This window comes from Armatimonas sp., from assembly GCF_043760365.1.
Taxonomy (GTDB): Bacteria; Armatimonadota; Armatimonadia; order Armatimonadales; family Armatimonadaceae; genus Armatimonas.
This window is the reverse complement of record NZ_JAYUPA010000130.1, coordinates 1-6,268: the sequence shown is the minus strand read 5'-3', so window position 1 is coordinate 6,268 and position 6,268 is coordinate 1. Positions and strand designations below refer to the sequence as shown.

Below are 6,268 nucleotides of genomic sequence, written 5' to 3'. Positions count from 1 at the left end.
GACGAACTAGAGAGCGCGAATGCCGCACTGGGCCTCACCGAGCAGCTTCCGGGCGTGATCGGCCCCGCGCTCGCGGGCGTCGCCATCGCCGCCTGGGGGGCAACACAGACCCTACTTCTGGATGCGATTAGCTTTCTCGCCCTGATCGGAGCCATCGCCACGATGCCTAATATTGCGCGTGAAGCTCCTCAAGAAGATGCCCCTAAAACCTGGACAATTCTGCGCCGCTACCCGATGGCGGCGCTCGTGACGATTCTGAGTTTTGTCTTCTTCTTTGCCTACGGTCCCACGGAAGCCGCCTTGCCGATGTTCGTGAAAGAGCACCTGCACTCAGATGCCGCCGGAATGGGAATGCTCTGGTCGGCGGTGGGAATTGGGGCGACCCTCGGAAGCCTGGGCATTAGCTGGCTCGCGCGTTTCCCCGCGGGTCGCACGATGGCGGGAATCGCGCTGCTCTGAGGACTCTGTCAGGTTGGCATGGCGCTTGCCCCCTCACTTCACTACGCCATTTTCGCGTTCTTCATCGGGGGAATTTTCTGGGGGCCGTATCTGGCCATTGAGACAAGCTTCTTACAGCGCACGGTGGATAAAAGCGAGCACGGGACATTTTTCGGAGTGCACACCGCCCTGCTCGCTCCCTCTATGCCGCTCGGAGCCGCGCTGGGCGGAGCGCTCCTGCTGCGCATCTCCCCCCAACAAGTGCTCCTCAGCGTCGCTCTGGCTTGCCTGCTCGGAGGGATTGTTGCGCTCTGCATTCCCGGCCTGCGGCAGCGAGAAGTGCGCTAGGCCCCCTCGATCCGTGCTACCAACCCGCCCACAGCCGAGAACCCGGTGCCGCCAAAGGCCCAGAGAACACTCGGGAGCTTCTCATCGGGGATCAACCGGAAAAAGCCCATCCCTCCGACCAGACGATTAAGGTTCTCTCCTCGCACCAGCGGCTCCCAGCGCCCACTCGGCTCCCAGCGCCAGAGCCCATCCGAGGCGGCGATAAAGAGTGCACTCCCGGCGGGGCGGATATCGTAAAAACTGCGCACACCGTCAGGTTGCGCAAGCGGCGTGGTGCTGAGCGTCCCGTTGCTCCAGCGGTAAAGTGCTCCCGTGCTACCAGAGTTCACCGCCACCAGCGCCTGCTGCGGCTGACCAGGCACGCCCACGACGGCCATACAGGTCAGGCTATTCTCCGCTGCCTCGGGCGGGATTGGCAGCGGCACGGAGATAAAACGCTGTGTCTGAGGCTCAAAGTAGGCGAGCTGTTTTCCCAGAAACCAGCACAGCCCAGCACCTGAGCGCGGCGACATAGTGCCAAAGGCTCCCAAAGCCTCCAGGCTCTCCCGCCCAAAGAGGCGCGCCTTTCCGCTCCCGCGATCTAGCCACGCCAGCGCGGCATCGCTCTGCCCCCAGACGGCGTCCTCGGTCACGAGCGTACACATCATGGGCGTGTTCTGCTCTGTGGCTTCCTGTGTCTGCTCCTGCCAGAGCCCCCGCTCGGGATCGAAGCGCCAGAGCCCCTCAAACGTGCCAAGCCACCAGTTCCCTTCGGCATCGGACGTGCAGGCCACAGGCAGAGACAAAAAACGGGCATCCACCTGAAAGCCTTTCTGCGCCGTCTCGGGCTTGCTCCAGGTCTTTGCCGCCCGGTCGTAGCGCCATGTCCCGTCCGTGCGCACCACCCAGAGAGCGCTCCGAGTCGCCGCCACCACGATGCTGGCGGATCGTGTCTGCCCCTCTTTTACTTTCGGTAGCGCGATGTTTTCCCAGAGGTGGTTCTGCGGATCGTAGCCCAGCAGGCTGCTCGTGCAAGCCCAGCCGATACCATCGGGCGATGTCACGACCCCAAAACCAAAGGGAGAGAAGCCAAAAGCAAAACCCAAGTTCGACGAATCAAAGGCTTCGGACTCACTCCAGGCGCTTTTCTGAGGGTTCCAGACCACCAGATACTGTTTCCCGTTCCCGTCTGGCAGTCTCGCCTCAAACCACAGGACATCGGCTCCCGCTCCCAGGTAGTTTGGAGTCGGGTGGTTGGGCGGAAACTCCAGGCCCACGCGCTCCCACTCACCTCGTGGCCTGCCGTCCGCGCCCACGGCCAGAAACCAGAGAGTATTCTCGCTGCCTCGCCTCCAGAGTCCCTTGCTCGTCCCCCCCAGCGCCAGCGCACTGCGCGTATCCACCGCGACTTCCGTGTCAATCAGAGCCTGCTGTTTCTCGTCCCAGTGCCACAGGGTCTGCGACTGCCCCCCGGAGCGCCCCACTACAAAGCACGTTTTCGCGGGTCCTGCGACAGCGCCTTCCGTACTGGCAAAACGCAAGGGATCGTCCTTTGTGTCTAGGGCAACAATCCCCTCTTTGCTCACGCGCAGGAGCCGAGCTGCGCTTGCCGGCATCACCAGAGTGGTCTCGCCGCCCAAGAGCTTGCGAATCCGAATCCGATGCCGCGCCCCGGCCATGCTCACGGGGAAGTGCTGGGCACTAGGGGCGTCCACCCGGTTCAGCGGCGGCGGTACCGATATCACCCCGTTAGGCGTTGCAAAATTTTGTGCAGGCGGCAGGTCGCTGCGCAGTACCGAGACAAAGCCCCCACGCTCCGCCAGCCAGACCGTGCCTGGATCTTTCACGTCGCGCAGTTCTCTTCGGCTCGGCTGCACACTGGGTTGAAGAAGTTCCAGGGGAATTTCCGCACTATGTTCGGGCTGCTGCCAGCGCCAGAACCGCTGCCGTAGCCACAGAGATTGGTCAGTACCCATTCCCATCATGTTTCCCATCATGCGGCCCCCTCGCATGTCGGGCTGGTTGCTACGGAGCCGACAGACCAGCGCTGCCGCAACAGGATCCGGGAGAGTTTTCTCATCGGCGAGTGTGGGAGGCGGCCTCATCATGCCGAGACTACCCACAGGGGCGTCGTTCCAAACGACTTTCTCCCACTGCGTCGCCCCCAAGGCCAGGCGATGAACATCCGGCCCGAGGGGAGCCATGGGATTAAATCCGCTATTTTCTGGAGACGGCCCCAAGTACCAGAGGGTGCCCTCGCGGGTTGCCACCAGCGAAGACGCCAGCACTTGATAGGGCTGCGAGGCATTGGGGAAGCTAGGAAGGGAGCCGCGCTTGCCCGTCTTTAGCTCCAGCGTCTCCAGCAAGGCAGTGTCGCTCCGGTTGCGCTCGCGGGTCGCCACGGCCACGACTCCGGGGGTGAGCACGGTGCCACCCGAGACGCTCCGGGCCGGGAGCCAGCGTCGCCACTGAGGCTCTAGTTGGTCGGTGCGCAAGGGTGCTCCCAGGAGCCCGATCTGCGTCCCCAGCCAGAGTGTCTCTCCTTGGATCGTGGCGAAGCGGGTTTCCAGCTCGGGATGATCGAACTGCACCGCCAGATCCCACTTTCCTAGCGCGAGCTTTCGCGTCTTGCGATCAAAGACAATAAATGGGGGCGCTCCCTCTTTGCGGCTATCGTTGAACCAGGGCACGAACGCTACCAGAGTCGGCCCCAGAACCAGGAAGTCCTCACCAGTCCAGGTGGATGAGAAGGAGCTGTAGACAGCCTTGTGTGGTGGAAGCGGAAAGCTCTCAAATCGATCTTTTTTGGCATCGTAGCAGCAGAGGAGCCTTCCCCGCTCCTGTGTTTCTATCACCGCAAAGGCGGCTTTATCATCGGCGACAAGCTGCTGGAGCACACCTACCGGAACCCCATCGCTGCTGGTGTAGACCCGCACCAAGTTACGCTTGCGATCCACTCTCTTGATGTCGCTCATCGCGCCTACCCACTCGATCCCTTCGGCAAAAGCGACTGCATGGACTTCATCCGCAGTAGGCGAGTAGAGCTTTAGCCCTGGGCGATCCTCAATGAGACTATAGCTCTGGTTTGCCATGCGCTGGGTTAGGGGCGAGCCGGGACGCCAGGGCTTCTCAAGTGGCTTCCTTGGCGTGTAGACTTTCGGACTTGCCGTCCGCGTTTTTTGTGTCTGGGCATCTGCCTTACTGCCAAAACCAAAAGATAATAAAGTTCCCGCGGTTAGCGCCAAAAATGTTCTACGTTGCATCTCTACTCCCTGCCTTCACTGCGTTTCCTAGAGTATAATACTCTCTATGAAAGAGAAACTCTATGAGGCGACGCCGCTCACTCAGGGAGACTTTACCCCAGGGATTGAAGGCCCCGCTTGCGACCGTGAGGGCAATATCTACTGCGTGAGCTTTCGAGATAAACGGGGGATTGCACGCGTCACCCCCGACGGCAAAGCGGAGCTATTTTTAACTCTGCCCGAGAAGAGTGCGGGCAATGGGATTCGTTTCAATAAAGTGGGCGAGATGTTTATCGCCGATTACACGGATCATAATATCTTGCGCGTGGACATGGCAACGCGCTCAATTACTGTCTTTGCACACAATGACACAATGAACCAGCCCAATGATATTGCGATTACGGCCAGTGGCATACTCTATGCCAGCGATCCGCACTGGGGCAATAGCACCGGCCAGCTCTGGCGTATCACCAAAGAGGGCAAGACAATCCTTGAGGCCAGCGCAATGGGCACGACCAATGGGATCGAAGTGAGCCCCGATGGCAAGACGCTTTATGTGAACGAGAGTGTCCAGCGCACGATCTGGGCCTTTGAGATCGCTGCCGATGGTGCGCTGAAGAACAAGCGCCTCTTCAAGAAGTTCGATGACTACGGCTTCGATGGGATGCGCTGCGACATAGACGGCAACCTCTACGCCACCCGTCACGGAAAAGGCACCGTCGTGAAGCTCTCCCCGCGTGCCGAAGTGCTCCAGGAAATCAATGTGCTCGGCGAGCATCCCACCAATATCTGCTTTGGTGGCAAAGACGGACGGACGGCTTATGTCACCGAAGCCAAAGCCATGCGCCTGGTGCAGTTTCGCATAGATCGCCCCGGCCTAGAGTGGCAGCGCTGGAGGCGCTAGACCTAGCAAGGAAACAAGGGGCAGGTAGCGAACTCAAGCCACTGCGAAAATGCCACCTTCGCGCTCGCTGGGGCTGCGAAATGCGAGGATGATTTGCTTGGGAGAGATACCTGCCTCCATAAGGTCCGTCGCGATGCCGTCACTTGTGCCATCATGCTGTATCCAAATCTTTTCGCCCTTGACATCTAAGTGAAGAAAAACACCATGTACTCGCCGATTGCCTATCCAGCCGTGTTGGAGTAGCTCATAGTGCCCTTTTTCATCATCGAAAATCGCCTCAATCTCCATATTAGGCTGAATTCCAAAAAATTCAACATACTCAGAAAGAATTTGCTTGATGATTTCTTTTACAGAATCCACTGCTTGATCTCCTCTTGAGCTTCACCTCGGGAGTCCTGAAAAACACGATAAAATGCCTCCTCAGGCATCGCAAGAAAAAGAGTACGCCCCGGATATTGCTCCTCAAGAAGAAACTCGTAAAAGAGATACTGTCCCAGTGCCTTCTCCCACTCATTCATGTCAGAGGGTATTCCGCGCCTATATCTACGTAGAGATTAGTCCCACCGTACTCCAGCATCAGGGGGTCATGTGTAATGATCCACCCTTCTTTTTCGAGTGCGTGTCGAACCGTCTGATGTGCTTTATCCCGTCGTGGCATGACGGGATATTTTACCATCCCCACTCCCAGCGAGTTTGCTTAGTTGAGCTCGTGACGATCTGTTTGCATCTGTACCTGGCTTGTGTGGCGCACTTCGATACCACAGGCGCGCAGTAGCCGCCCGACATAGCTCTCGTGGTAGCGGACTCCGTAGGCACGCTCAATCACGTCCGCAACCCGACGGTAAGTCCAGACATCGTCGCTGTAGCCCCAGGAACAGGCACCCCGTGACAGCAGAAGCGAGAGCTCCTGGCGCTGAATGACTGTCAGATGTGAGGGAGCCCCTGTGGGCTTTCGCCGACGTAGAACCTCCACGGCGCTCTCATCGGGGGCTTCGCGGATACGTTTCACCCACTGGCTCACCGCGCCACAGGTGACACCAAGCGCTTCGGCGATATGCTTCTGCTTCCAGCCTTGCCGGTAGAGCTCCAGGGCACGAAGCCGCCGCCCTTCCCGCCAGTCCGATGCCGAGTCCGAAATTTTCCTTGCCAAGCTCCCAGACGAGACCATACCACCAACTTTTGTCAATCCACTTGTTGTAATCATGCCGCTCTCTCTTTAACTTCTCTTGTTGAAGTAGTGCTTGCACAGAACACCTGTCGGAGAGCATCCCACGACCCCAGCTCGTCTCGTGCTCCCTCTAAATAATGAATGTTATACAGGGCACTCAAGGCCCCCAAACCCACACGCTGCGCCGCC

The 6,268-nt window shown here is 59.1% G+C and carries 6 protein-coding genes and 1 pseudogene; 3 read left to right on the top strand and 4 right to left on the bottom strand.

Translation table 11 applies throughout. From position 1 onward, the window contains the following. Together ACH2EH_RS03425 and ACH2EH_RS03420 are read left to right on the top strand one after the other, a co-directional pair. Window positions 1-459, top strand: a 459-nt coding sequence (locus ACH2EH_RS03425; protein WP_395138986.1) for an MFS transporter, incomplete at its 5' end; no start/stop codon positions are given. 18 nt (window positions 460-477) lie between these two features. After that, window positions 478-786, top strand: coding sequence for a hypothetical protein (locus ACH2EH_RS03420; protein ID WP_395138984.1), 309 nt, complete (start codon window positions 478-480; stop codon window positions 784-786). Here ACH2EH_RS03420 and ACH2EH_RS03415 read toward each other — a convergent pair. Then, on the bottom strand, window positions 783-4,028 hold the full coding sequence (locus ACH2EH_RS03415; protein WP_395138982.1) for a hypothetical protein: 3,246 nt from the start codon (window positions 4,026-4,028) through the stop codon (window positions 783-785). The two genes, ACH2EH_RS03420 and ACH2EH_RS03415, sit on opposite strands and share 4 nt — an antisense overlap. A gap of 46 nt (window positions 4,029-4,074) precedes the next feature. On the opposite strand from ACH2EH_RS03415, the gene ACH2EH_RS03410 reads away from it, so the two are divergent. Beyond that, the gene (locus ACH2EH_RS03410; protein ID WP_395138980.1) at window positions 4,075-4,911 is read left to right on the top strand and encodes an SMP-30/gluconolactonase/LRE family protein; all 837 of its coding nucleotides are present in this window, start codon (window positions 4,075-4,077) and stop codon (window positions 4,909-4,911) included. 33 nt (window positions 4,912-4,944) lie between these two features. Here ACH2EH_RS03410 and ACH2EH_RS03405 read toward each other — a convergent pair whose 3' ends face one another. The 3 genes and pseudogenes from ACH2EH_RS03405 to ACH2EH_RS03395 form a co-directional block, all read right to left on the bottom strand. Continuing rightward, entirely contained in the window at window positions 4,945-5,271 is a 327-nt protein-coding gene (locus ACH2EH_RS03405; RefSeq protein WP_395138978.1) for a XisI protein, read from the bottom strand. After that, window positions 5,259-5,569, bottom strand: a pseudogene (locus tag ACH2EH_RS03400) (element excision factor XisH family protein). The gene ACH2EH_RS03405 and the pseudogene ACH2EH_RS03400 overlap by 13 nt, the downstream one beginning before the upstream one ends. 39 nt (window positions 5,570-5,608) lie before the next feature. Beyond that, window positions 5,609-6,115, bottom strand: coding sequence for a transposase (locus ACH2EH_RS03395; protein ID WP_395138976.1), 507 nt, complete (start codon window positions 6,113-6,115; stop codon window positions 5,609-5,611). Window positions 6,116-6,268: the final 153 nt, after the last annotated feature.

What these genes read in the sequence shown, in the direction of transcription:
- ACH2EH_RS03410 (WP_395138980.1), top strand. Translation starts at nt 4,075, where the DNA reads ATGAAAGAGAAACTCTATGAGGCGACGCCGCTCACTCAGGGAGACTTT.
- ACH2EH_RS03420 (WP_395138984.1), top strand. Translation starts at nt 478, where the DNA reads ATGGCGCTTGCCCCCTCACTTCACTACGCCATTTTCGCGTTCTTCATC.
- ACH2EH_RS03415 (WP_395138982.1), bottom strand. Translation starts at nt 4,028, where the DNA reads ATGCAACGTAGAACATTTTTGGCGCTAACCGCGGGAACTTTATTATCT.
- ACH2EH_RS03395 (WP_395138976.1), bottom strand. Translation starts at nt 6,115, where the DNA reads ATGATTACAACAAGTGGATTGACAAAAGTTGGTGGTATGGTCTCGTCT.